Raw genomic sequence first — 23,752 nt, forward strand, 5'->3', positions numbered from 1 at the left:
CGCGGCCGCAGCCGGGCTCGGCGGTGTGGCATGCACCCCGGATTGAGCGTTTCGGCGCGGATGGTTTAACCTCCGGGGCATTGACTGGAGGATTTCGTCCTTGGACGTGCTGCAGCTCGATGTGTCCGGACGCCCGCAGGCGTGGATCACCACGCGGGAAGCGGCGTTGCTTTACGCCAGCGATGGGGTGGCCTGGACGCTGGGCCGCGCCTGCCAGGTGCTGCGCGGGGGCATCCAGCGCACCACGGGCCTGCAGTCGCGCATCGAGGTGCACCCCATCATCGCCGTGCGCGGCGCCGTGCCCAGCCGGGCCTGGCGGCAGACACCGGCGATGACCAACCCCAAGCTGTTCGTGCGCGACCGCCACGTCTGCGCCTACTGCGGCGGACGCTTCGGCTTCGACACGCTCACGCGCGAGCACATCATGCCCACCTCGCGCGGCGGCCGCGACACCTGGATGAACTGCATCACCGCCTGCAAGTCGTGCAACGGCCGCAAGGGCAACCGCATGCCCGAAGAGGCACGCATGAGCCTGCTCTACCTGCCCTACGTGCCCAGCCTGCACGAGGACATGATCCTGCGCGGGCGCCGCATCCTCGTCGACCAGATGGAGTTCCTGCTGGCCAGCGTGCCGCGGTCGAGCCGCCTGCATGCCTGAGCGGGTTCGGTGACGGGCATTCGCCGCGGCCTGCTGTGTGCCGCCGCATGGGCGGTGCACGGCCTGCTGGCCGCCGCGACACCGGTGCAGGTGCCCGACACGCTGGCCCAGCGCCTGCAGCCCTGCACCGCCTGCCACGGTGCCCAGGGCCGCGCCGTCGGTGGCGCCTACGTGCCGCGCATCGCCGGCAAGCCCGCGGGCTACCTGTTCGAGCAGTTGCTGAACTTCCGCGATGGCCGCCGCCACAACGCCACCATGGCCGGCTTCCTGGCCGAGTTGCCCGACGCCTATTTGCGCGAGATGGCCACCCACTTTGCGGGTCTGGACCTGCCCTACGAGGCGACCACGCCACCCAAGGTGCCGGCCGCGGTGCTGACGCGGGGCGAACGCCTGGCCACGGTGGGCGACCGCAGCCGCGACCTGCCCGCCTGCGCCGCCTGCCACGGCGAGGCCCTGGCCGGTGCGCTGCCGGCGATGCCCGGGCTGCTGGGCCTGCCACGCGACTACCTGATCGGCCAGCTCGGCGCCTGGCGCAACGGCACACGCCGCGCCACCGCGCCCGACTGCATGGCCGAGATCGCCAAGCGGCTGTCGGTGGAGGACCTCGGCGCGGTGGCCGACTGGCTGTCGACGCAACCTGTGCCACAGCCGATGCGGCCGGCCGCCGCGCCCACCCAACCGGCGCCACTGCGCTGCGGCAGTGCCGGCCACACCCGATGAGTGTGTCGAGGCCCCTCCGGTGGCGATGAGCCGCCTGCGCCAGGCCCTGGCCACCCTCGTGGCGCTGGCCGTTGCCGCCCTGGCCTTCGTGGCGTGGGCGCCGGTGCCGGCCGTGGACGATCGGGAAGCCGCTGCGCCCCTGGCACCCGATGCCGCCCAGGCCGCGCGCGGCGCACAACTGGCCCTGGCCGGCAACTGTGCCGGCTGCCACACCGAGCGCGGGGGTGCGCCGTACGCCGGTGGACGCGGCATCGAGACGCCCTTCGGCACCGTGGTCGCGGGCAACCTGACGCCCGACCCAGCCACGGGGCTGGGCCGCTGGACGGCAGGCGAGTTCCGCCGCGCGCTGCAGCACGGCGTGTCGCGCGATGGGCGCCTCCTGGTGCCGGCCTTCCCGTACACCAGCTTCACCCAGGTGACGCGCGACGACGCCGACGCGCTGTGGGCCCACCTGCGCAGCCTGCCGCCGGTGCAGCAGGCCAAGCGCCCGCATGCGCTGCGCTGGCCCTACGGCAGCGACCTGGCCCTGCGGGTCTGGCGGGCGCTGTACTTCCGCCCCGGCACCACACCGGCCGATCCGGCGCAGTCGGCCGAATGGAACCGCGGCGCCTACCTGGTGCGCGGGCTGGGCCATTGCGAGGCCTGCCATGCGCGGCGCGATGCACTGGGCGGCATCCGCGGCGCCGCCGCGCTGCAGGGCGGGCGCCTGCCGCAGGGCTGGTATGCGCCGTCGCTGACCGACGCCACCGAGGCCGGCGTGGCCGACTGGCCCATCGACGAGGTGGTGCGCCTGCTGCGCACCGGCCTGTCCGAACATGGGACGGCCCAGGGCCCGATGGCCGAGGTGGTGGTGCGCAGCACGCAGCACCTGGCGGAGGCCGACCTGCGTGCGGTGGCGGTGTACTTGCGCTCGCTGCCGGTCACGACCTCCCGGCCCGGGCGCAGCGGCGCGCGGGATCCCCAGGTGATGGCGCGAGGCCAGGCGCTGTATGCCGACCTGTGCCGCGGCTGCCATGGCGACGAGGGCCAGGGTGCCCCAGGCGTCTACCCGGCCCTGGCCGGCAGCCGCATGGTGACGATGGCCGACACCACGAACCTGCTGCGCGTCATCACCCAGGGCGGCTTCGCGCCCGCCACGGCCGCCAACCCGCGGCCATACGGCATGCCTCCCTTCGACCTCGGCCACGCCGATCTCGCGGCGCTGATGACCTGGCTGCGCGCCACCTGGGGCCACGATGCCTCGCCGGTGTCGGAGGTGCAGGTGCTGACCGCGCGTTGACCACCGCACGCGAGGAACCCGCGGGCGCAGTGACGCAGTGACGCGGTGGCGGGGTGGCGCGGTGGCGATCTCAGCGAAGTGGCAGGTTTGCCCCCGCACATCGCGGCATGCCCCCCGCCCAACGCTGCGTACAGTGAATCACCGCCATGAGCACCGACGACGCCCCTGCCTCCCCGCCGCGGCCCGACCTGGCTGCCCGCGTGGTGGCTTGGCACAACAGGCATCCGCTCGCGCGCCGCATCACCGCGGCCGATGTGCACAGCATCGGCCTGGTGGTGCTGCCGCACGCCGGCCCGCGGCGCCTGTTCAGCGAGGACCTGATCCCCGAGATCGGCCTGAAGCGCCTGCTCGCCTTCGCGGCGCGCGAGGGCCACACCGAGCGCCCCGCCGGCGACGACTGGTCGGTGCGCATCGCCGACCTGGACCGGGCCTTGGTCGACGAGGCCGTGGCCGCCGGGCCGGTCGACCGCGCGGACATCACCCTGATCACCGCCGCGCTGATGGACGGCGCGACGCGCGTGCGCCTGCTCATTGGCAAGGGACCCGCCTTTGCGGTGATCGGCCCGCGGGTGTGGAGCCGGCCGCGCATCGGGATGGCCATCGCAGCGCCACTGGCGCTGGCGGTCGCCGCCGGGGTCGCGTGGTGGGCCGCCAGCGGGTCGGCGCCTGCGGTGCATCGCTCGGCCTCGGGCGCGGCCTCGGCACCCGTGGCCGCCTCGGCGCCTGCCGCGGCAACAGCCAGTGCTGCCGACGCCTCGCCGCCCGCGGCCAGGGCGTCCGAGCCAGCCTCGGCGCCTGGCGCTGCGGCCAGTGCATCCGAATCGTCGACCGCCCCCGAGGTGGCGCCGCCCACCCACGCGGCTTCGGCGCCCACGGTCGAAGCGCCGCAGGCCGAGGCCCCCGCGACCCCGCCGCCCGACGCGCCTGCGGCGCCACGCGTGGCCGCACCCGCGGGCACGCCACCTCCCGCCGCCGCGATCGCGCCCCGGGTGTCGATCGTGCCCAACCTGCGGCCCAGGCTCGGCGACACGGCGGCGCCGCCCACCGGCCAGCACTTCGCACTCGTCAGCCCGCCGATGCGCAGCCGGGCTGAGGCCGAGGCGCTGCTGCGCCGCCTGCGCACCGAGACGTCCAAGATCCGCCATCCGTCCGCTGTCGAGACCTCGCTGCTCGATTCGGCCCAGGGCTGGCGCGTCAGCTGGTGGCCCTTCGCCAACCGCCGCCAGGCCGACAACGCCCAGGCGGCGCTGGCCCAGCGGCGTGTGGAGCTCGAGGTCGTCGACTTCTGATTGCCCAGGGAGCGGCCGAAGCCGTCCCGGTGGAGGTCGACCAACAGGGCCGAAGCACATTCGCTCGACACGCCGCGCCCGCGCGCGACAATCGGCGCATGCTGACCATCAACAAGCTCATCCCCTCCGGTCGCGGCCTGGCCCGCGTTCTGTTGCAGCGTGCGGCCCAGGTCGAACTGGGCTGGGACGTGCGGCAGAAGAGCCGCTTCGACGCCCTCGACTCGCAAGGGCGCACGCTCGGCGTGTTCCTGCCGCGCGGCACGGCGGTGCGCGGTGGCGACGTGCTGGTGGCCGAGGACGGCTCGCTCATCGTCGTGAAGGCCGCGCCCCAGCCGGTGCTGGTGGTGCGCCATTGCGCGCAGCACGGCACGCCCTTCGACCTGTTGCGCGCGGCCTACCACCTGGGCAACCGTCACGTGCCGCTGCAACTCGAACCCGATCACCTCAAGCTCGAGCCCGACCACGTGCTGGCCGACATGCTGCGCCAGCAGCACCTGATCGTGACCGAGTCCAACGAGGCGTTCGACCCCGAGAGCGGCGCTTACGCCCCGATGGCCCACGGCCACGGCCACAGCCACAGCCATGACCACGGACAGGGTCATGGTCACGACCACGGTCACAGTCACGACCCAGCACCGGCAGCGGCGCCGGCCACGGCCCAGCCGCACGTCCACGGCCCGGGCTGCCAGCACGACCATGGGCCAGGGTCTCACGGGCACTGATTTCGCCGGCGGCCAGGCACAACCCCGCGTCAGCACGTCACAACGCGACACTTGTCCGCCACAGGGTGAACCCCACGGCGCCTGCGGATTGCGCCATGATGGTGCGGCGCGTTCCATGGCAGGCAGCTACTCACACCGGATTCGATCGACGTTTCGCTCACGCCGCATCGAGCCCCTCCGTGGGGCGCGCACCTTGCGCCCCGCCGCGCAGACCTGGCATGTGCTGTCCTCCCCCTTGCAGCGCCATTCCAAGATGACGGCCTGCGTCCCTGCCGACCCCCCAGCATGCTGATCAACTGCGTTGTCTACCGTGAAGGGCACAAGCTCGCCGACATCGCCGTCTCCGAGATCAGCGACCACCTGGCCCAGCCCGACTGCTTCGTCTGGGTGGCCTTGCGCGACGCCGACGAAGACGAACTCGCGCTGATGCAGCAGGAATTCGACCTGCACGACCTGGCGGTCGAGGACGCCCACCACGGCCACCAGCGGCCCAAGATCGAGGAGTACGGCGACACGCTGTTCGCGGTGCTGCACCTGGTGGAGTTCACGCCCACCGACGAACTGCGACGCGGCGAGGTGCACATCTTTGCCGGATCGAACTTCGTGCTGTCGGTGCGCAATCGCAGCTCCCAGGGCTTCCTCGGCGTGCGCCAGCGGTGCGAGCGCGAACCGCACCTGCTGCGGCAGGGTTCGGGCTTCGTGCTCTACGCGCTGATGGACGCGGTGGTCGACCGTTACTTTCCGGTGGTCGACGCGCTCGAGACCGAGCTCGAAGTCATCGAGGACCAGATCTTCGACCGTGGCGTCGGCCGCGCCAACATCGAGCGCCTGTACGAACTCAAGCACAAGGTCACCGTGCTGCGCCATGCCGTGTCGCCATTGCTCGACGCCAGCGGACGCCTGCATGGCGGCCGTGTTCCGACGGTGTGTGCCGCCAGCGCCGACTACTTCCGCGACGTCACCGACCACCTGGCGCGCCTGCAGATCTCGATCGACACGATCCGCGACACCATCGGCACGGCGATCCAGGTCAACCTGTCGATGGTGACGATCGAGGAGTCCGAGGTCACCAAGCGCCTGGCCGCCTGGGCGGGCATCTTCGCGGTGGCCACCTTCTTCGTCGGCGTGTGGGGCATGAACTTCGAGCACATGCCCGAACTGAAGTGGCCCTGGGGCTACCCGGCCGCGCTGGGCGTGATCGCCGCCACCTGCGGCACGGTGTGGTGGCGCTTCCGGCGGGCGGGGTGGTTGTAGCGCCGAAGCGACATCCCATGCGCCGGCAGCCGCGTCCAGGGGCCATGGCCGGTTGAGCAATTCAGTGAGTCATTCTCATTTGAGAATGATTCTTGTTATTATGAGCTCATTGCCATCACCCGACCACTCACTGCCATGAACCATCGTTCCCCCCCCGGCACCTGCGCGCTGCTGTCTGCAGTGGCGGCGCTCCTGCTGTCCGCCCTGCCGGCGCAGGCCCAGGAGAAGGTGCTCAACCTCTACTCCGCCCGCCACTACCAGACCGACGACGCGCTGTACGCCAACTTCACCAAGGCCACCGGCATCCGCATCAACCGGCTCGACGGCAAGGAAGACGAACTCGTCGAGCGCATCCGCAACGAGGGTGCGGCCAGCCCGGCCGACGTGCTGATCACGGTGGACGCGGCCCGCCTGGAGGTGGCCGATTCGCTGGGCCTGTTCCAGCCAGTGAAGTCCAAACTGCTCGACGAGCGCATCCCCGCACAGTTGCGCACCGACACCTGGTACTCGTTCTCGACGCGCGCCCGCGTCATCGTCTACAACAAGGCGGCCATCAAGCCCGCACAGGTGCAGACTTATGCCGACCTGGCCGCGCCGGCGCTGAAGGGGCAGATTTGCGTGCGCTCCGGCTCGCACCCGTACAACCTGTCGCTGGGCGCGGCACTGATCGCCCATGAGGGCGAGGCCCGCACCGAGGCCTGGGCCCGCGGCCTGGTGGCCAACTTCGCCCGCTCGCCCAAGGGCGGCGACACCGACCAGATCAAGGCCGTGGCCGCGGGCGAATGTGGCGTCACCGTGTCCAACACCTACTACCTGGCTCGCATGATGCGCAGCACCAAGGCCGAGGACCAGCAGGCCATGGCCGCGGTGGGCATCGTCTGGCCGAACCAGGCCACCTGGGGCACGCACATCAACATCTCGGGTGCGGGGGTGCTCAAGCACGCGCCGCATGCCGACGCCGCCGTCAAGTTCCTCGAGTACCTGGCCAGCGATTCGGCGCAGGCCTACTTCGCCGACGGGAACAACGAATGGCCGGTGGTCAAGACCGTGAACGCGTCCAACCCCGCGCTCACCGCCATGGGCCCGTTCAAGGCCGACAGCCTTCCGATCGGCCAGTTGTCGAAGACCACGGTGCAGGCCCAGAAGGTGTTCGACCGCGCCGGCTGGAAGTGACGCGGGCGCGGACCGCGGGCGCCCTGCCCCGGTCCGCCGGACCTGCCCGACCGCGGCCCGGTGCCGGTTGCGTGAGCGGATGCAGCGTCAGGTGGCGCTGATGCGCTCGCCCCGCGCGATCTGGCGGCACAGCACCATCATCGGCAGCAGGCCCACCGCCACGATCGCCAGCGCCGCAGTGCTGGCTTCGGCCAGGCGCTCGTCCGACGCCAGCACGTAGGCCTGCGTGGCCAGCGTGTCGAAGTTGAAGGGGCGCATCACCAGCGTGGCCGGCAACTCCTTCATCACGTCGATGAACACCAGCAGCGCTGCCGTGAGCATGCTGCCGCGCAGCAGCGGCAAATGCACCTTCATCATCGTCTGCGCCGGCGTGTGGCCCAGGCTGCGCGCGGCCTGGTCCATCTGCGGCGTGATGCGCGACAGGCCGGCGTCGACCGCCTGCACGGCGGCGGTCAGGTAACGCACCAGGCACGCGTACACCAGCGCCGCGATCGTGCCGGTGAACAGCAGCCCGGCCTCCACGTGCAAGGTGTCGCGCAGCGCCGCGGCCAGCAGGTGGTCGAGCCGGGTCACAGGAATCAGCACCCCCACCGCGATGACCGAACCCGGCAGCGCATAGCCCAGGCCCACCACCCGGTGCGCCCAGCGCATGGCCGCGCCGCGGTGCACCCGGGCGGCATAACCGATCAGCAGCGCGAGCGCGACGGCCAGCAGCGCCGTGCTGCCGGCCACGAGCACGCTGTTGCCGGCCAGCGTGAAGAAGCGCGGGCCGAACTGCGCGTCGCCATCGGTCAGCGCCATGCGCAGCAGCAGGCCTGCCGGCAGCAGGAAGCCGGCCGCCAAGGGCAGCAGGCAGCCGACCACGGCCAGTGCGGCCCGGCCGCCGGCCAGCGTCTGCCGCGGCGTGCCGGTGCGGCGCAGCGTGGTCTCGTGGAAGCGGGCCTTGCCGCGCGACACCCGCTCGAGCACCAGCACCGCCACCACGAAGGCCAGCAGCGACAGGGCCAGCTGCGCCGCCGCCGCGCGGTCCCCCAGCGAGAACCAGGCGCGGTAGATGCCGGTGGTGAAGGTCTGCACCGCAAAGTACGAGACGGTGCCGTAGTCCGCCAGGGTCTCCATCAGCGCCAGCGCCATGCCGCCGGCAATGGCCGGACGTGCCAGCGGCAGCGAGATGCGCACGAAACCCTGCCAGGGCGTCAGGCCCATCGAGCGCGCCACCTCGACCAGGCCGCCGGCCCGCTCGAGGAAGGCCGTGCGCGCCAGCATGTAGACGTAGGGGTAGAGCACCAGCGTGAACATCAGCACGGCGCCGCCGGTGCTGCGCACGTCGGGGAACCAGTAGTCGGCGCGGCCCCAGCCGAAGGCCTGTCGCAGCGCCGACTGCACCGGGCCGATGTACTGCAGCAGGTCGGTGTAGGTGTAGGCCGCCACGTAGGCCGGCATGGCCAGCGGCAGCACCAAGGCCCATTCGAAGTGCCGTCGCAGCGGAAACTCGCAGCGGGTCACCAGCCACGCCGCCCCCACGCCCAGCGACCCGACGCCGAACCCGACGCCGAGGCACAGCCACAGCGTGGTCGCCACGTAGTCGGGCAGCACGGTGGACGCCATGTGCGCCCAGGTGCCCGAGGTGCCCCCTGCGAACACGTTGAGACCCACCGACAGCAGGGGCGCCGCCACCCCGGCAGCGGTGAGCAAGGCACAGATCAGCAACCAGGGCAGCGGACGCGGTGCGGCGCTGCGGGCGAGCGGCAAGGTGGACACCGTGGCAGTGTATCGGCCGACACGGCGTGGCGCGCCGCGAGGCCGTGCGGCGGCAGGGCCGGGCGCCCCGTATCATCCCCACATGACCTTGGCACGACCCTGGCTGGTGCTCGACGACATCCGCGTGGCCTATGGCCGCAAGTCGGTGGTGCAGGCCCTGTCGATCACGCTGCCCGCAGGCGGCATCGGCTGCCTGCTGGGGCCCTCGGGCTGCGGCAAGACCACCGTGCTGCGCGCCATTGCCGGTTTCGAGCCGGTGCTCGGCGGCACCATCACCCTGGACGGCCGCGTGGTCAGCGCACCGGGGGTGCAGGTGGCCCCCGAGCAGCGCCGCATCGGCATGGTGTTCCAGGACCATGCGCTGTTCCCCCACCTCAGCGTGGCGGCCAACGTCGGCTTCGGGCTCAAGGGCCGCCCCGGCGCCGATGCGCGGGTGCAGGAGATGCTCGAGACGGTGGGGCTGGCCCACGCCGGGCAGCGCTTTCCGCACGAACTGTCGGGCGGGCAGCAGCAGCGCGTGGCGCTGGCCCGCGCGTTGGCGCCGGAGCCGGCCCTGCTGCTGCTCGACGAGCCCTTCGCCAACCTGGACGTCGAACTGCGCGAGCGGCTCGGCGGTGAGCTTCGCACCCTGCTCAAGGCCGCCGGCACGACGGCCCTGATGGTGACGCACGACCAGCACGAGGCGTTTGCCATCGCCGATGAGATCGGCATCATGAGCGACGGCCGCATTCAGCAGTGGAGCAGCGCCTACACGCTGTACCACCAGCCGGCCAACCGTTTCGTCGCCGATTTCGTCGGCCAGGGCGCCTTCCTGCCCGGCGTGGTGGCGGGTGACGGCCGGGTGCGCATGGAACTGGGCATCGTGGTCAGCCCGGACCCGGTGCGCTGCACCGAACACGGCGATCTCTGCCCGCACGGCTGCCAGGTCGACGTGCTGCTGCGGCCGGACGACATCGTGCACGACGATGAAAGCCCGGTCACCGCCGAAGTGATCGCCAAGGCCTTCCGCGGCGCCGAGTTCCTTTACACGCTGCGCCTGGCCAGCGGCGCCACCGTGCTGTCGCTGGTGCCCTCGCACCACAACCACGCGATCGGCGAGCGCATCGGCATCCGTCTGCAGCTCGACCACGTGGTGGCCTACAAGCGCGAAGGTGGCCCGGCGCTCGATTGCGGCTGACCGCCCTCACGCTGCCGCGGCAGGCCGGTCGCCGAACGCGGCGCGGGGCGCCGCGACCGATCAACCGCCAGCCGCCTTGAGCAGGTCGGCCACCTCGGCCTGGGCAGGGTACTTGGCACCGAGCTTGACGAGCTTTTCCAGCTCGACCTTGGCGCCCGACTTGTCGCCCGACTGCAACTGCATCTTGGCCAGGTTGAGTCGGAAACTCGGCGAATCCGGCGCCAGTTCCACCACCTTCTTCTGCACCTCGATCGCCTTGGGCAGCTGCGACTCCGCCGCCAGCGCCAGGGCCAGCGTGTCCAGCAGCGGGGCCTGGTTCGGCGCCGCCTTGACGGCACGTTCGGCCAGTGCCACCGCGCCGGGGCGCTTCTGCTGGACCATCAGCCAGGCCACGTTGTTCAGCGCCAGCGCGTGTTCGGGCTGCACCTTGAGCACCTCGCTGTAGCGCCGCTCGGCCAGGGCCTTGTCGCCCTGATTCAGCGCCACATCGCCGAGATAGAACTGGAACAGGCTGTCCTTCGGGTGTCCGGCCAGCCAGGTCTCGGCGAACTTCGCGGCCTCGGCCTCGCGTTTGGCCTGCACCAGGGCATGGTGGAGACGCGTCGGCGCCTGCGCGGGCGCTGCCTTGGTGGTGGCCTTGCGAAACGCCGCCACGGCACCGTCGAAGTTCTTCTGGTCGAGTTCGATCTCGCCCTCGGCCAGGAAGCCGATGGGATCGTTCGGCTGGCGCGTCTGGATGTCGCGGGCCAGCGCCAGCGCGTCCTTCGGCCGTTTCTGCTTCATGGCCACGGAGATGGCCAGTCGCTGGGTGGCCAGTGACGAGGGCGCCAGTTCGAGTGCACGTCGCGCACTGCGCGAGGCGCCGTCCAGGTCATTGGCGACCAATTGGCCTTCTGCCAGGGCGATGAAGGACGCTGCGATCTCGGGACGCAACTGGGTCAGCCGATTCAAGCTGGTCAGGGCCTGCTGCGTCTCACCGGCTGCCATCTGCACACGTGCCTGTCGTTCGACGATGTCGGCGTGGTCGGGCAGGGCCCCCAGCGCGGCCTGCGCAGCGGCCAGGGCCGACTTGTAGTCTCGGGCCCGGGCATGGTGGTCGATGAGCGCCAGCCGCGCGGTCAGGTTGGTCGGGTCGGCCGTGATCGCCTCGCCGATGCGCTTGGCGACCTGCTCGGGCGTTCCGCCACTGCGTTGCAACAGTTCGGCCAGCCCGAGCATGGCCGACGCGTTCTTCGGATCGGCCTTGAGCACGGCCTCGAATCGACCCTTGGCGTCGTCCGGCCGCTTGTCGGCCAGGTCGAGCGCCGCCAGTGCGGAAGCAGAGGCCAGGAACTTCGGATCGCGCGACAGCGCCAGCTCGAAACTCTTGCGGGCGGCCACGGTGTCTTTCTTGCGCAGTTCGACGAAGCCACGCAGGTTCGGCGGTACCGGACTGGTGGGTTGCTTCTTCTCGAGCGCGTCGATCGCCTTCAACGCCTTGTCGAATTCGTTCCGACGCAGGTGGGCCGTGATCAATGCCAGGTCGACGGACGTTCCCTTGTCGTCGGCGGCCAAGGACTCCAACTGCACGGCAGCAGCCTCGGAGTTGCCTCGCGACATCTGGCCCAACGCCTGCGCAGCCTGGATGCGCTTGTCGTCCGGCTTGAGCTTGGCAGCCTTGGCGAAATACTCGTCGGCGACCTTGGTGTCACCCTGCATCGCGGCGGCCTGCGCCATCAGCGACAGCGACTCTGAATCGGCCGTGCCCTTGTCGAGCATCGGCTTGAGCGTGGACAGCACCTTGGCAGGCTGGCGCTGCCGCAGGTACACCTGGGCCAGCATCCGGCGCGCGCCGGCAAAGTCGGGTGACAAGCTCACCGCCTTCGTGAGCAAGGTCTCGGCCTGGGTGAAGGCATTGAGCTTGAACTCGGTGGCGCCCGCCAGGTGCAGCACGCCCGGGTGATCGGGCAGCGCACGTTGCAAGGGCTGCAGAAGCTCGCGCGCCTTGGCGAACTCGTTCTTGCCGAAGGCAATCTGGGCCTCGAAGAACCGCGTCTGCGGATGGTTGGGCAGGAACTTCTTCAGGGCCTCGAGCTGCGCGCTGGCTCCGTCGATGTCGCGCCGCGCGAAAGCCAGCGAGATCAGCGCTGCATGGGCTTCGGGCAGGTCACTGCGCGCCTCGAGGGCCTTGCGATAGGCCACCGTGGCAGCATTCGTGTCGCCCTTGCCCTGGGCCAGCAGGTCGCCCTTGAATTGCCAGCCGAGGGCCGCTCCGGGTGACTTGGCCAGCATCGCGTCCAGCGTCGCCAGCGCGCCGTCGATGTTGCCATCCATCGTCTTGAGGCGGGCGTCGGCGATGTGGACCTCGGGCAAATCGGGCTTCAGGCTGATGGCCCGGTCCACCGCCTGCCGCGCCAGGTCTTTCTGGCCCAGGGCGGCATAGCTCATGCCCAGGGCCAACTTCAGGTCGACCGCCCCCTGGTAGTCGGCCACCTCGAAGCTGGCGTACCGATCCACCAGCTTGCGGTACTGGCGTTGCCCGTACAAGGCCTTGGCCAGCAAGGGCGCGACGGCCTCTTCGGAGTATTTGTTCTCGAGCGCACGCCCGAACTCGGCCTCGGCACCCGCCACATCGCCGGACTCGAGCAACGCCTTGCCCAGCAGGAAGCGACCTTCGCCCGAACCGGGCGTCTTCTGCAGCATCGACTTCAACTCGATCGTGGCCGACTTGTAGTCGCGCTTGTCGATGAAGGTTTTCGCCGCGGCCAGGAGATCGGCCTCGCTCTTGCCGCCACAGGCCGACAGCAGCAGCCCCAGGGCCAACACCAAGCCACTCCACCCGATGCGCATCTCGTTCATCGAACCACCCCTGAAGGCTGAAATCTGCCAAACCTTGAAGTATGACCATCAGCCCAGCGTGCCAGCGCCCCCGGACTCGCGGCTGTCGAGCATTCGGCCACGAAGCGTGGCGGGCAGCTTGACTCAGCGCAATCGCACGACGGACCCGGCCGCCTTCATCATGCCCTCACCCACCGACGCGCCGAAGCGCCGCGCGAGCTTCTCGGCGACATTCTCCTTGGGGGTGTAGTCGATCACCTCCTCGGCCTGGATGACATCGCGGGCCACCGTGTCGAGCGTGCCGAGGTGATCGGCCAGGCCCAGGCGCACGGCTTCCTCGCCGTTCCAGAACAGCCCGGAGAACGTCTCGCGGGTTTCCTTCAGGCGGTCGCCTCGTCCGGCCTTGACGACCTGGATGAACTGGCGGTGGATCTGGTCGATCATGGCCTGGGCATAGGCCTTGTGGCGCTCGTTCTGCGGCGAGAACGGATCGAGCATGCCCTTGTTCTCGCCGGCCGTCAGCAGGCGCCGCTCGACGCCGAGCTTGTCCATGGTGCCGGCAAAGCCGAATCCGTCCATCAGCACGCCGATCGACCCGACCAGACTGGCCTTGTCGACGTAGATCTCGTCGGCCGACACCGCGATGTAATAGGCTGCCGACGCGCACATCTCGTCGACGACCGCATACACCTTCTTCTTGTGCAGCGCCTTGAGGCGGCGGATCTCGTCGTTGACGATTCCCGCCTGCACCGGGCTGCCGCCAGGGCTGTTGATGCGGATCACCACGCCCTTGGCACCGACGTCCTCGAAGGCATTCTTCAGCCCGGCGATCAGTTGCTCCGCGCTGGCCTCGGTGTCGGCGGCGATCTCGCCCTTGACCTCCACCAGGGCCGTGTGCGGGCCCTGGGGTGCCGACGTATGCCCCCGCTGGGAAAACAGCACCCACACGATCATGGCGACAAGACCCAGCCAGGCCAGGCGAAAGAAGACGCGCCAGCGGCGATCGCTGCGGCGGTCCTGCAGCAACTCGTGCGCCAGTCGTTCGAGGGTCTGCTCGACGGCAGGCCGGGACGCTGACGGGAGTGCGTCGACCCGTCGCTCTGGCATCGGCGCCGACTCGGGTGTCGCGGCGTGGGGGTTCGGGGTGTCGTCGGGCGGTGTCATGACTGGCCTTCAGGGTGCGGCGGCTCGTCGAAGGCGACGGGGCGGATGTCGGGGGAAGGATACCAATACACCTGCCCCCCCGACTCGGCGGCCCGAATGGCCATCAGCTTCGACCGGCCGCACGGACCACCCACGCAGCGGCCATCGGCGGGCTCGTAGGTGGCACCATGGATCGAGCAGACGATCCAGCGCTTGTCCAGGTCCAGGAACTGGCCCGGCTGCCAGTCCATCTCGACAGGCACATGCGAACAACGGTTGACATAGGCCACCACGCGGCCATCGAAGCGCATCGCGAAGGCCCGCGCCGGCCGACCCCAGAGCAGCACGTCGAAGACGTGGGCCAGGCCGCGCTCGGCCAGCGCCTCGGCAGCGCACAAGGCCTGCGGCTCAGGCGTTGGCGACGAGCCACTCATGCAGTTGCGCGGTACTGTGGGCCACGACCAATGGATCGAAGGCTTCGAAAGCCTCGGGCTCATGGGCGCCGAAGCTCACGCCGATGCGGGCCGCGCCGGCATTGACGGCCAACTGCAGGTCGTGCGTGGTGTCGCCGATCATCAGCGTGCGGGCCGGGTCCACGCCGAACTCGCGCATCAGTTGCTGCAACATCAGCGGCGCGGGCTTGCTGGCGGTCTCGTCGGCGGTGCGGGTGGCGTCGAACAGGCCCCGCAACTGCACCGTGTCGAGCGCCTCGTCCAGGCCACGCCGGCTCTTGCCGGTGGCCACGCCCAACCAGTGGTTGCGGGCCTTCAGCGCATGCAGCATCTCCAGCGTGCCCGGGAAGAGCACCAGTTCGTGCTGCCGCGCGAAGTAGTGATGGCGGTAGCGCAGGCCCAGTTCCGGGTAGCGCGACTCGGGCAGGCCGGGCACCGCGTGCTGCAGCGCATCGTGCAGGCCCAGGCCGATGACATAGGCCGCCTGGCTGTCGCTGGGCACTGCCACGCCGAGGTCGACGCAGGCGGCCTGGATGCAGCGCACGATCAGCGCGGTGGAGTCGAACAGCGTCCCGTCCCAGTCGAAGACGATCAGGTCGAAGCGGCGGGGTGCGGACATGGTGTCAGTGCGGGGTGCCGAGGCGGGCCAGGAGTGTCGCGCATTCGGCCGGCAGGGGCGACTGCAGGTCGATGCGGGCCCCGGTGGCGGGATGGTCGAAGGCCAGCCGGCGGGCGTGCAGGAACATGCGCTCGAAGCGCACACCGGCCAGGCCTTCGCCGCGCGAAAGCTGGCGGTTGAGGGCGAAATCACCGTACTTCGGGTCGCCGACGACCGGGTGCCCAGCGTTGGCCAGGTGCACACGAATCTGGTGGGTGCGCCCGGTCTTGATGGTCACATCGAGCAGGCTGTAGTCGGCGAAGGCCTGCACCACCTTCACCAGGCTGATCGAGCGGCGGCCGTCAGCATGGTCGTTCGGCACGGCGCGCACATGGCGCTCGCCGGCGGCGTCCAGCGTCTTGTGCAGCGCCACGTCGACCACCTTCAGCCGCGCCGGCCAGGTGCCGGGCACCAGCGCGGCATAGGTCTTATCGGTCTCGCGCTCTCTGAACTGTGCCTGCAGCCCGGTCAGCGCACTGCGCTTCTTCGCCAGCAGCAGGATGCCGGAGGTTTCCTTGTCGAGCCGGTGCACGAGTTCGAGGAAGCGCGCCTGCGGCCGGGCCTGGCGCAGTTGCTCGATCACGCCGAAGGCCACGCCGCTGCCGCCGTGCACTGCGACACCCGCAGGCTTGTCGATGGCCAGCAGGTGCTCGTCCTCGAACAGCACCGGGAACTCCCGCGCCGGCGCCGACACCGCCCCGGCGGGCCGCTCGGCCACGCGCACCGGCGGCACGCGGACCTCGTCGCCCAGGGCCAGCCGGGTGTCCGCAGACGCCCTGCCCTTGTTCACCCGCACCTCGCCGGAACGGATGACGCGGTAGACGTGGGTCTTGGGCACCCCCTTGAGCAGGCGCATGAGGAAGTTGTCGAGCCGCTGGCCTTCACCGGCCTCGTCGACGACCAGCCGACGCACCTCGGGCGGGGCGGCATCTTGCGGCGCGGCGTGCGTTGGAATGCTGCTTATAATGCGCCGGACCACAATTGAGCCCTAAGTGCTTGATTTTTCAGAGTTTACCCGGGCGTGCCGGGCTCTATTGTGGCGGCGCGCCCTTGTTGGCGCACCAAAGCGTTGATGCAACGCCTGATTCCGGCGCAGCAGGTTGCAGTCCCCGAAGCGATGCAGCGGCCCGCAGGCCAGGCGGAAGAGACACGTTGACACAGCCGTCCCACTTCGGGAAAGAAACCAGCTCATGGGAGGCAGACCGGTCCACAGGCCGTGCTGCCCCCCGCGTCGAAGCACACCGCCCGGTCCGCATGCTGTCCCACCCCTGCCTCCGAACGCTCGCCCGTGATGGCGAGTTGCGCCTGTCGTGCGCCGGACAGGGGTGCGCAGCAGCGCCGACCCGAACTGCCTCGTCGCACGCGGCCCCGCTGCACCCATGATCGTTGTTCGATCACTGCAGCCCAGGGCAATTCCTTCTCCGGCCGTCCCTCGTTTCTCGTGCATCGGTTGAGTCGCCTGCTCACCTGAGCCGGCGACCTGTTGGGGCAGCCCCGCACCTGCGGGGCTGCGTGACTGGGAGTGCACATGAAACGCATGCTGATCAATGCCACGCAGCCGGAAGAGCGGCGCCTGGCCATCGTCGACGGCCAGAAGCTGCTCGACTTCGAGACCGAGATCGAAGGGCGCGAGCAGCGCAAGGGCAACATCTACAAGGCCGTCGTCACCCGCGTCGAGCCGTCTCTCGAGGCCTGTTTCGTCGACTACGGCGAAGAACGCCACGGTTTCCTGCCGTTCAAGGAGATTTCGAAGCAGTACTTCCGTGAAGGCGTCGAGGCCAAGAACGCCAGCATCAAGGAAGCCATCCGCGAAGGCCAGGAACTCCTGATCCAGGTCGAGAAGGAAGAACGCGGCAACAAGGGGGCGGCGCTGACCACTTTCGTCAGCCTGGCCGGCCGTTACCTGGTGCTGATGCCCAACAACCCGCGCGGCGGCGGCGTGTCGCGCCGCATCGAGGGTGAAGACCGCGAAGAGCTGAAGGAAAACCTCGATCAGCTCGAGTACCCCAAGGGCATGAGCCTGATCGCCCGCACCGCCGGCATCGGTCGCACTGCGCCCGAGTTGCAGTGGGACCTGAACTACATGCTCAAGCTGTGGTCGGCGATCGACTCGGCCAGCAAGGCCGGCAAGGGCGCCTTCCTGATCTACCAGGAAAGCTCGCTGGTCATCCGCGCGATCCGCGACTACTTCACGTCGGACATCGGCGAGATCCTGATCGACACCGACGACATCTACGAGCAGGCCCAGCAGTTCATGAACCACGTGATGCCGGAATCGGCCTCGCGTGTGAAGCGCTACCGCGACGACGCGGCGCTGTTCAGCCGCTTCCAGATCGAGCACCAAATCGAGACGGCGTTCTCCCGCACGGTCAATCTGCCGGCCGGTGGCGCCATCGTCATCGACCACACCGAGGCGCTGGTGTCGGTGGACGTGAACTCCGCCCGCGCCACCCGTGGCGGCGACATCGAGGAAACCGCCACCCGCACCAACCTGGAAGCCGCCGACGAGATCGCGCGCCAGATGCGCCTGCGCGACCTGGGCGGCCTGATCGTCGTCGACTTCATCGACATGGAGGAGAGCAAGAACCGCCGCGAGGTCGAGCAGCGCCTGCGCGACGCGATGCGCCAGGACCGCGCCCGCGTGCAGTTCAGCTCGATCAGCAAGTTCGGCCTGCTCGAACTGAGCCGCCAGCGCCTGCGCCCGGCCCTGAGCGAAGGCAACCACATCACCTGCCCGCGCTGCAACGGCACGGGCCACATCCGCGACACCGAGTCGAGCGCGCTGCAGATCCTGCGCATCATCCAGGAGGAGACGCTGAAGGACAACACGGCCGCGGTGCATGTGCAGGTGCCGGTGGAAGTGACGAGCTTCCTGCTCAACGAAAAGCGCACCGAGATCACCAAGATCGAACTCAAGCAGCGCTGCACCGTGCTGCTGGTGCCCAACAAGCACCTCGAAACCCCGAACTACAAGCTCGAACGCCTGCGCCACGACGATCCGCGGCTGGAGAACCTGCAGGCCAGCTACACGATGATCGAGGAGCCGGACGACGAGGTGGCGATCAGCCGCCGCGAGAAGGCCAAGCCCAAGCAGGAGCCGGTCATCAAGGGCGTGCTGCCCGACCAGCCCGCACCGGTGAGTGTGCCGAAACCCGAGCCGGTCGCGGCCGCGCCGGTCGCCGCAGCGGCCGCCACGCCCGCCGTGCCGCCCACGCCCAGTTGGGTCACCGAAGCACCGCCACCCGCGGCCGGCTCGGGGTTCTTCGGCTGGGTGCGCAAGCTCTTCGGCGTCACCACACCGCCGCCCGCTGCCCCCACCGCTGCGCCCGTGGCCACGCCACCGGCCGCTCCGGCAGAGGCGGCTGGCGAGAAGCGCGAAGGCCGCGGTGATGCCCGCCGCGGCGACCGCGGAGGCCGCAACGATCGCGGCGGCCGAGGTCGAGACCGGGACGGCAAGCCTGCCGAAGGCCGTGGCGAAGGCCGCGCTGACGGCCGTGGCGAGTCGCGCGGCGACGGTGGCCGCGGCGAAGGCCGTGGCGAGGGCCGTGGCGAGGGCCGTGGTCGTGGCGGCGACAGCCGACGTGACGGGCGCCGCAACGAGCGCCCGGCAGAAGGCGACGCAACGCCTCGCAGCGCGATTGCGGCGGACGCCGCAGCCGACGCCCCGCGTCGGCCCGCACGTGGCGCTGACCGCGACGCAGCGGCCCTGGAGCCGCAGAACGCCCTGCTGTCACCCGTCGAAGGTTCACCGGCAGCCGACACTCCGCCGAGCGATGGCAACGACGGCGAGCGCGACGAACAACGCCGTCGGCGCCGCCGTCGCGGCGGGCGTGGTGGGCGTGAAGACGGCGCACCCGAGGCCCAGGGGGGCGACGAGAGCCCCCGCGACGTCGACGCGGTGGCATCGGCCGATGTGGCACCGGCCGACGTGGTCGCACCAGCCACGGACTCCGAACGGCCGTCTGGCGATGCAGCCGATGGCACCGATGCGGCGACATCGGACGACCGTGACGGCACCCGCCGCCGCGGCCGTGGCCGCAACCGTCGCGAGCGCCCTGCCGACGAGGCGGTGGCCGCTGTCGACGACACCATGACGCCGCCCGAAGGCGAGACCGTCCCCACGCCAGAAGCCGCCGAGGCGCCGATCGCAGCCGCGCTCGCCGTCCCTGCGCCGCCCCCCTCACGGCCCGAGCCGCGCTCGGTCGCCGCCCCGGTGACGGACGCCGCGCCCCGCGGAATGCCGCGCGTGACGCCGTACAGCCTGCCGCTGGACGAACTGCAGCGCGTGGCCCAGGTCTCGGGGCTGGAGTGGGTCAACTCGGACGCCGAGCGCATCCGACTGGTGCAGGAGGCCATGGCCAACGAGCCGAAGCCGGTGCACGTGCCGCGCGCGCGCAAGCCGGTCGCGCAAGTCGACGAAGGCCCGCTCGTGCTGGTCGAAACCCGCAAGGATCTCTCCCAGCTCAAGCTGCCGTTCGAGGCCGGCGGCCCAGCCGCGCGCTGAGCTCCGACGCCGTGCGGTTCAACAGCCGTTGAACCGCACCGTCGCGACGCCTGGACAAGGCGCTGCAGCCCGCGTGGGTGCCGCTCGACCTGGACGGATCAGGGCAGGCGTTCCAGCGCGTGCTGGTAGGCCGGTTGGTGCATCAGTTCGTCCCAGGGCATCGGCGGCACGGTGGGCAGCAGGTCGAGCCGCCGGGCCTCGCTGTCGGGGTCGGGCTGCCAGGTGCTGGCCTGCCGCGCGGCCAGCAGGCCGTCGAGCAGGGCATCGACCGCCGCACCGCCATCGAGCGACTGATTGCACAGCAGCACCATGTCGCAGCCGGCCTGCAGTGCGGCGATGGCGCCGTCCAACGTGCTGCCGGCCACCTTGGCCCCCTCCATGCTGAGGTCGTCGCTGAACACGGCGCCCTGGAAGCCCAGGTCGCCACGCAGGATGTGGCGCAGCCAGCGCGCCGAGAAGCCGGCCGGCATCGCGTCCACCTTCGGGTAGACCACGTGCGCCGGCATCACGCTGGACAGGCAGGTGGACAGCCACTCGTAGGGCCTGGCGTCGTCGGCGAGGATGGCCTTCAGCGAGCGCTTGTCCACCGGCACCGCCACGTGGCTGTCGGCCTTGACGTGGCCATGCCCCGGGAAGTGCTTGCCGCAGTTGGCCATGCCGGCCAGCAGCAGGCCGTGCATCAGGCTCTTGGCCAGCACCGTCACGACGCGCGCATCGCGGTGGAAGGCCCGGTCGCCGATGACGCTGCTGCCGCCGTGGTCGAGGTCGAGCACGGGCGTGAAGCTCAGGTCCACGCCGCAGGCGCGCAACTCGGCGCCCAGCACGAAGCCGGTGGCGGTGGCCGCGTCGGTGGCGGCCATCGCGTCCTTCATCCAGAGTTCGCCCAGCGCGCGCATCGGCGGCAACTCGGTGAAGCCGTCCGAGCGGAACCGCTGCACGCGGCCGCCCTCGTGGTCGACGCACACCAGCATGTCGGGTCGGATCGACTTGATCTCGGCGGTCAGCGCGGTGAGCTGCGAGCGGTCGCGCCAGTTGCGCGCGAACAGGATCAGGCCACCGGTGAGCGGGTGGGCCAGGCGGCGCCGGTCGTCGGCATCGAGTTCGATGCCGGCGATGTCGAGCACCACCGGTGAGTGGTCGACGGTCTGCTGGGTCATGTCGTTGTCTCCACCACCACGAATGTGACGGCCTGGTCGGTTTCGTCGCTGACGCTCACGTTGGCGCGCAGGTTGCGGCCGGCGAACCATTCGGCCAGTTCGCCGTGCAACACCACCTGCGGCTTGCCGCCGGGGGCATTGAGGATCTCGCAGGCACGCCAGGTCATAGGCCAGCGCATGCCCAGCCCGATGGCCTTGGAGAAGGCCTCCTTGGCCGAGAAGCGCGTGGCCAGGTAGGACACGCCGCGCGCCTCCGATCGGGCACGGCGGGCGCGGAAGACGGCCAGTTCTCCCGGACCGAGCACCTTCTCGGCAAAGCGCTCGCCGCGCCGCGACAGCGTGTCGCGGATGCGGCGGATGTCGCACAGGTCGGTGCCGATGCCGTAGATCATCGGCTCGGCCCACTGCCGCGCGAAGGCGGCGCCGAGTACGCGCGCTGGATGCAGCGCTGGTAGTCGCGCACCGTCTCGGTCAGGCCCAGTTCCAGCGCGTCGGCGACAAGCGCATGGCCGATCGACACCTCGAGCACGCCCGGCACGGCGCGCAGGAAGCCAGTGAGGTTGTCGCGGTTGAGGTCATGGCCGGCATTGACCTGCAGGCCGGCGGCGATGGCCGCCTCCGCCGCCGCGGTGTAGCGCGCCAGCACCTGCGCCTGCCGCTCGGTGCCCCAGGCGCTGGCGAAGGCTTCGGTGTAGAGCTCGACACGGTCGGCACCGGTGGATCGCGCCTGCGCCATGGCCTCGGGCAGCGGATCCATGAACAGGCTCACGCGCACGCCCAGCCGATTGGCCTCGGCCACCACCGGCTTCAGTCGCTCGAGATCGTCGGGAAAGGACCAGCCATGGTCGGAGGTGAACTGGTCGCTGCTGTCGGGCACGAAGGTGCACTGGTGCGGGCGCAATTCGCGCACGAAATCCATCAGGTTGTGGAACGGGTTGCCTTCGATGTTGTACTCGGCGCCGGGCCACTCGGCCACCAGCGCCGCGAGGTCGCGTACATCGTGTGCACGGATGTGGCGCTCGTCGGGCCGCGGGTGCACGGTGATGCCCTGCGCGCCGGCCTCCAGCGCCTGTCGCGACAGCTTCACCACGTCGGGAATACCAAGGTGGCGCGTGTTGCGCAGCAGCGCGATCTTGTTGACATTGACCGACAGCGCGGTGCGGCTGTGGCGGTCGTGGCTTTCGGGGGCGACGAGCGGGTTCATCGGGGCACATTCTCGGGGTGGCCATCGAGCAGGCGCCGCACCTCGATCATGGCCTGTCGGGTGCGCAATTGCGGCGAACCCAGATGATAGTGAAGCAGCGGCCGCACCTGGGCCCGCAGCGCGGGCAGCGCGGCCGCGCAGGCGGCACGCAGGGCCGGTGGGTCGTGGTCGTCCAGCGCAGCCTGAAGGGCCAGGCAATCGGTGGCGGCCAGCCCTGGCTCACCCGTGGCCAGCGCCACCAGCCCGGCTTCGGCGCGCAGGGCGTAGAGCCCGTCGGCGTGCATCGGCTCCTGCGTGGTGGTCACGCGATCGAGTTCGGGCAGCACGCCGGTCTCGCGCAGCAGCCACAGCTCGAAGGCCCTCAGCACCGCCTCGTCGCCGGCAGGATCGCCCGCCGCCAGTTCGGCCAGCGCATCGGCATAGGCGTCGAACAGGCCGGGGTGCGGGTCCTGCCGGGCCAGCAGCTTCATCAGCAGTTCGTTGAGGTAGAAGCCGGCGAACAGCCGCGCCGGCGGCAGCAGGGTGGCGCCGCCGGCGAACTCGGCCGACCGCAGGGTGACGACGTCACCCGAATCGTCGGCGCGAGGCCGGCCCAGGGTCACCTGGATGCGCTGGAACGGCAGCAGCACGCTGCGCAGTTGCGAGTACGGCCGCTTGGCCCCCTTGGCCACCACCGCCACGCGGCCCTGCTCCCGCGTGAAGAGATCGAGCACGAGGCTGGTCTCGCTCCAGGCCCACTGGTGCAGCACGAAGGCCGCCTGCGGCCCCGCACGCACCATCACTCGTAGCCGTAGGAGCGCAGGTGCTCTTCGCTGTCGGCCCAGCCCGAGCGCACCTTGACCCACAGTTCCAGGAACACCTTGGCGTCCATCAGCCGCTCCAGTTCGACCCGCGCCTCGCTGCCGATGCGCTTGAGCCGTTCGCCGCCATCGCCGATGACCATGCCCTTGTGGGCATCGCGCTCGACGACGATGGTGGCCGCGATGCGGCGCAGGTTGCCTTCTTCCTCGAACTTGTCGATCACCACCGTGGCGCTGTAGGGCAGCTCGTCGCCGGTCAGGCGGAACAGCTTCTCGCGGATCAGTTCGGCGGCAAGGAAGCGGTCGCTGCGGTCGGTGAGCGCGTCCGCGTCGTACATCCAGGGCTGCTCGGGCAGGTAGGGCGCCACGATGCCCAAGAGCCGCTGAACGTCGTCGGCCTTGTGCGCCGACATCGGCACGAACTCGGCGAAGGCGTGGCGCTCCTGCATCGACTTGAGCCAGGGCAGCATGTCGTTGCGCCGCTGCACCGCATCGAGCTTGTTGGCGATCAGGATGGCCGGTTTGTCCGCGGGCAGCAGCGACAGCACCTTGGCATCGTCGAGCCCGAATCGACCGGCCTCGACGACGAAGAGCACCACGTCGATGTCCGCCAGTACGCCATGCACCGTGCGATTGAGGTTGCGGTTGAGCGCCGTGCCGTGGCGGGTCTGGAAGCCGGGCGTGTCGACGAAGACGAACTGCGACTGGTCGATCGTGCGCACGCCGTGGATGCGGTGGCGCGTGGTCTGGGCCTTGCGCGAGGTGATGCTGATCTTCTGGCCGACGAGCGCGTTCACCAGCGTCGACTTGCCGACGTTGGGACGGCCGACCACGGCAATCAGGCCGCAACGGGTGGGCACGGCGTCGGCGCCATCGACCGGGTTGTCGGGCTCGGCGGAATCGGCCGCCGGATCGGGCAGGTCAGGCATGTCGGAGGTCATGGTGTCGGCGCACGGCGTTGGTCCGCCGATCGCGCCCCGTGGA

20 protein-coding genes are annotated in these 23,752 nt (G+C 70.3%); 9 read left to right on the forward strand and 11 right to left on the reverse strand.

Annotated elements, in window-relative coordinates; translation table 11 throughout:
- The first annotated feature begins 100 nt into the window (after positions 1 to 100).
- From EOINJALH_RS15570 to EOINJALH_RS15600, 7 genes are all read left to right on the forward strand, one after another.
- Positions 101 to 658, forward strand: a complete 558-nt coding sequence (locus EOINJALH_RS15570; protein ID WP_088281625.1) for an HNH endonuclease — start codon at positions 101 to 103, stop codon at positions 656 to 658.
- 9 nt (positions 659 to 667) lie between these two features.
- Positions 668 to 1,378 carry a c-type cytochrome gene (locus EOINJALH_RS15575; RefSeq protein WP_088281627.1) on the forward strand — a complete coding sequence of 237 codons (711 nt, stop codon included), beginning with the start codon at positions 668 to 670 and terminating at the stop codon, positions 1,376 to 1,378.
- Between the two features lie 25 nt (positions 1,379 to 1,403).
- Complete coding sequence (locus EOINJALH_RS15580; protein ID WP_088281629.1) at positions 1,404 to 2,657, forward strand: c-type cytochrome; 1,254 nt, start codon at positions 1,404 to 1,406, stop codon at positions 2,655 to 2,657.
- Between the two features lie 146 nt (positions 2,658 to 2,803).
- Positions 2,804 to 3,946: an SPOR domain-containing protein gene (locus EOINJALH_RS15585; protein ID WP_088281631.1), complete on the forward strand. Its 1,143-nt coding sequence runs from the start codon at positions 2,804 to 2,806 to the stop codon at positions 3,944 to 3,946.
- A gap of 98 nt (positions 3,947 to 4,044) precedes the next feature.
- The gene (gene ureE / locus EOINJALH_RS15590; RefSeq protein WP_088281633.1) at positions 4,045 to 4,668 is read left to right on the forward strand and encodes an urease accessory protein UreE; all 624 of its coding nucleotides are present in this window, start codon (positions 4,045 to 4,047) and stop codon (positions 4,666 to 4,668) included.
- A gap of 285 nt (positions 4,669 to 4,953) precedes the next feature.
- Positions 4,954 to 5,922, forward strand: coding sequence for a magnesium and cobalt transport protein CorA (locus EOINJALH_RS15595; protein WP_088281635.1), 969 nt, complete (start codon positions 4,954 to 4,956; stop codon positions 5,920 to 5,922).
- A 135-nt stretch (positions 5,923 to 6,057) separates the two neighbouring features.
- The gene (locus EOINJALH_RS15600; protein WP_088281637.1) at positions 6,058 to 7,095 is read left to right on the forward strand and encodes an extracellular solute-binding protein; all 1,038 of its coding nucleotides are present in this window, start codon (positions 6,058 to 6,060) and stop codon (positions 7,093 to 7,095) included.
- Between the two features lie 87 nt (positions 7,096 to 7,182).
- Here EOINJALH_RS15600 and EOINJALH_RS15605 read toward each other — a convergent pair whose 3' ends face one another.
- The gene (locus EOINJALH_RS15605) at positions 7,183 to 8,856 is read right to left on the reverse strand and encodes an iron ABC transporter permease (RefSeq protein ID WP_234413865.1); all 1,674 of its coding nucleotides are present in this window, start codon (positions 8,854 to 8,856) and stop codon (positions 7,183 to 7,185) included.
- Positions 8,857 to 8,938: 82 nt separating this feature from the next.
- Here EOINJALH_RS15605 and EOINJALH_RS15610 point away from each other — a divergent pair, with 82 nt between their 5' ends.
- The gene (locus EOINJALH_RS15610; protein ID WP_088281639.1) at positions 8,939 to 10,033 is read left to right on the forward strand and encodes an ABC transporter ATP-binding protein; all 1,095 of its coding nucleotides are present in this window, start codon (positions 8,939 to 8,941) and stop codon (positions 10,031 to 10,033) included.
- Between the two features lie 60 nt (positions 10,034 to 10,093).
- On the opposite strand, the gene prsT is transcribed toward EOINJALH_RS15610, so the two are convergent.
- The 5 genes from prsT to EOINJALH_RS15635 form a co-directional block, all read right to left on the reverse strand.
- Positions 10,094 to 12,871 (reverse strand): XrtA/PEP-CTERM system TPR-repeat protein PrsT, encoded by a 2,778-nt coding sequence (gene prsT / locus EOINJALH_RS15615; RefSeq protein WP_088281641.1) that lies wholly within the window; start codon positions 12,869 to 12,871, stop codon positions 10,094 to 10,096.
- A gap of 123 nt (positions 12,872 to 12,994) precedes the next feature.
- Positions 12,995 to 14,014: a S49 family peptidase gene (locus EOINJALH_RS15620; RefSeq protein ID WP_088281643.1), complete on the reverse strand. Its 1,020-nt coding sequence runs from the start codon at positions 14,012 to 14,014 to the stop codon at positions 12,995 to 12,997.
- Complete coding sequence (locus tag EOINJALH_RS15625; protein ID WP_088281645.1) at positions 14,011 to 14,427, reverse strand: Rieske 2Fe-2S domain-containing protein; 417 nt, start codon at positions 14,425 to 14,427, stop codon at positions 14,011 to 14,013. Before EOINJALH_RS15625 ends, EOINJALH_RS15620 begins: the two co-directional genes overlap by 4 nt.
- Positions 14,402 to 15,064, reverse strand: a complete 663-nt coding sequence (locus EOINJALH_RS15630; RefSeq protein WP_088281647.1) for an HAD-IA family hydrolase — start codon at positions 15,062 to 15,064, stop codon at positions 14,402 to 14,404. The genes EOINJALH_RS15625 and EOINJALH_RS15630 overlap by 26 nt, the downstream gene beginning before the upstream one ends.
- 4 nt (positions 15,065 to 15,068) lie before the next feature.
- Positions 15,069 to 16,016: an RluA family pseudouridine synthase gene (locus EOINJALH_RS15635; protein ID WP_088281649.1), complete on the reverse strand. Its 948-nt coding sequence runs from the start codon at positions 16,014 to 16,016 to the stop codon at positions 15,069 to 15,071.
- Positions 16,017 to 16,631: 615 nt separating this feature from the next.
- Here EOINJALH_RS15635 and EOINJALH_RS15640 point away from each other — a divergent pair.
- On the forward strand, positions 16,632 to 19,607 hold the full coding sequence (locus EOINJALH_RS15640) for an Rne/Rng family ribonuclease (RefSeq protein WP_088281651.1): 2,976 nt from the start codon (positions 16,632 to 16,634) through the stop codon (positions 19,605 to 19,607).
- A 98-nt stretch (positions 19,608 to 19,705) separates the two neighbouring features.
- Here EOINJALH_RS15640 and nagZ read toward each other — a convergent pair whose 3' ends face one another.
- The 5 genes from nagZ to era are packed head-to-tail and all read right to left on the reverse strand — an operon-like array spanning position 19,706 to position 23,697.
- A complete protein-coding gene (gene nagZ / locus EOINJALH_RS15645; RefSeq protein ID WP_088281653.1) occupies positions 19,706 to 20,764 on the reverse strand; it encodes a beta-N-acetylhexosaminidase in 1,059 nt (352 codons plus the stop codon).
- Positions 20,761 to 21,156, reverse strand: a complete 396-nt coding sequence (gene acpS, locus EOINJALH_RS15650; RefSeq protein WP_088281655.1) for a holo-ACP synthase — start codon at positions 21,154 to 21,156, stop codon at positions 20,761 to 20,763. Before acpS ends, nagZ begins: the two co-directional genes overlap by 4 nt.
- Positions 21,153 to 21,968 carry a pyridoxine 5'-phosphate synthase gene (locus tag EOINJALH_RS15655; RefSeq protein WP_088281657.1) on the reverse strand — a complete coding sequence of 272 codons (816 nt, stop codon included), beginning with the start codon at positions 21,966 to 21,968 and terminating at the stop codon, positions 21,153 to 21,155. Before EOINJALH_RS15655 ends, acpS begins: the two co-directional genes overlap by 4 nt.
- Positions 21,965 to 22,747, reverse strand: coding sequence for a DNA repair protein RecO (gene recO, locus EOINJALH_RS15660; protein WP_088281659.1), 783 nt, complete (start codon positions 22,745 to 22,747; stop codon positions 21,965 to 21,967). Before recO ends, EOINJALH_RS15655 begins: the two co-directional genes overlap by 4 nt.
- A complete protein-coding gene (era, locus tag EOINJALH_RS15665; protein ID WP_310732311.1) occupies positions 22,747 to 23,697 on the reverse strand; it encodes a GTPase Era in 951 nt (316 codons plus the stop codon). Before era ends, recO begins: the two co-directional genes overlap by 1 nt.
- Positions 23,698 to 23,752: the final 55 nt, after the last annotated feature.

The organism is Ideonella sp. A 288, assembly GCF_002198735.1.
In the GTDB taxonomy this organism is placed as follows: Bacteria; Pseudomonadota; Gammaproteobacteria; order Burkholderiales; family Burkholderiaceae_C; genus Pseudaquabacterium.

What these genes read in the sequence shown, in the direction of transcription:
- recO (WP_088281659.1), bottom strand. Translation starts at nt 22,747, where the DNA reads ATGGTGCGTGCGGGGCCGCAGGCGGCCTTCGTGCTGCACCAGTGGGCC.
- EOINJALH_RS15595 (WP_088281635.1), top strand. Translation starts at nt 4,954, where the DNA reads ATGCTGATCAACTGCGTTGTCTACCGTGAAGGGCACAAGCTCGCCGAC.
- EOINJALH_RS15625 (WP_088281645.1), bottom strand. Translation starts at nt 14,427, where the DNA reads ATGAGTGGCTCGTCGCCAACGCCTGAGCCGCAGGCCTTGTGCGCTGCC.
- EOINJALH_RS15580 (WP_088281629.1), top strand. Translation starts at nt 1,404, where the DNA reads ATGAGCCGCCTGCGCCAGGCCCTGGCCACCCTCGTGGCGCTGGCCGTT.
- ureE (WP_088281633.1), top strand. Translation starts at nt 4,045, where the DNA reads ATGCTGACCATCAACAAGCTCATCCCCTCCGGTCGCGGCCTGGCCCGC.
- EOINJALH_RS15640 (WP_088281651.1), top strand. Translation starts at nt 16,632, where the DNA reads ATGAAACGCATGCTGATCAATGCCACGCAGCCGGAAGAGCGGCGCCTG.
- EOINJALH_RS15600 (WP_088281637.1), top strand. Translation starts at nt 6,058, where the DNA reads ATGAACCATCGTTCCCCCCCCGGCACCTGCGCGCTGCTGTCTGCAGTG.
- EOINJALH_RS15630 (WP_088281647.1), bottom strand. Translation starts at nt 15,064, where the DNA reads ATGTCCGCACCCCGCCGCTTCGACCTGATCGTCTTCGACTGGGACGGG.
- EOINJALH_RS15610 (WP_088281639.1), top strand. Translation starts at nt 8,939, where the DNA reads ATGACCTTGGCACGACCCTGGCTGGTGCTCGACGACATCCGCGTGGCC.
- EOINJALH_RS15585 (WP_088281631.1), top strand. Translation starts at nt 2,804, where the DNA reads ATGAGCACCGACGACGCCCCTGCCTCCCCGCCGCGGCCCGACCTGGCT.
- acpS (WP_088281655.1), bottom strand. Translation starts at nt 21,156, where the DNA reads ATGATCTACGGCATCGGCACCGACCTGTGCGACATCCGCCGCATCCGC.
- era (WP_310732311.1), bottom strand. Translation starts at nt 23,697, where the DNA reads ATGCCTGACCTGCCCGATCCGGCGGCCGATTCCGCCGAGCCCGACAAC.
- EOINJALH_RS15655 (WP_088281657.1), bottom strand. Translation starts at nt 21,968, where the DNA reads ATGAACCCGCTCGTCGCCCCCGAAAGCCACGACCGCCACAGCCGCACC.
- nagZ (WP_088281653.1), bottom strand. Translation starts at nt 20,764, where the DNA reads ATGACCCAGCAGACCGTCGACCACTCACCGGTGGTGCTCGACATCGCC.
- prsT (WP_088281641.1), bottom strand. Translation starts at nt 12,871, where the DNA reads ATGAACGAGATGCGCATCGGGTGGAGTGGCTTGGTGTTGGCCCTGGGG.
- EOINJALH_RS15620 (WP_088281643.1), bottom strand. Translation starts at nt 14,014, where the DNA reads ATGACACCGCCCGACGACACCCCGAACCCCCACGCCGCGACACCCGAG.